Raw genomic sequence first — 380 nt, forward strand, 5'->3', positions numbered from 1 at the left:
GTCTGCTTGCCGACCTCTGAGAGGAACTTCGCCCGGGTGTACCGGGTGACGTCCGCGGTCACCGTGAAGGTGCCGTACGCTCCGGCGCCGCGCGCGTGGACCACGCGCTCCGGGATCCGCTCGCGGTTGAAGTGGGCGAGCTTTTCCAGCAGCAGCTGGTCCTGGACCAGAACCGGACCACCGACCCCCGCGGGCTCGCTGTTCTGGTTGTCGGCGACCGGCGCGCCGGCCTCCGTGGTGAGCGGTCCCTGCGTCACGTGCGCCTCCTGCGCGTGTCCTGCGATGTCCTGCAAGTCCTGTCCCTTGGCTAATGCCGGTCCCGCTCCTACAATGGACACTGTCTAAGTCAAGCCCGCTTCCAAAGCCACACCGATTCGGGA

General features: G+C 67.4%; 1 protein-coding gene. It reads right to left on the reverse strand.

What is annotated here, in order from left to right; genetic code table 11:
* Nucleotides 1-257 (reverse strand): catalase (locus A4V12_RS34015; protein WP_159028993.1); only part of this gene is annotated, 257 nt, incomplete at its 3' end.
* Nucleotides 258-380: the final 123 nt, after the last annotated feature.

Origin of the sequence: Streptomyces noursei (assembly GCF_001646665.1) — a bacterium.
Classification (GTDB): Bacteria; Actinomycetota; Actinomycetes; order Streptomycetales; family Streptomycetaceae; genus Streptomyces; species Streptomyces lavendulocolor.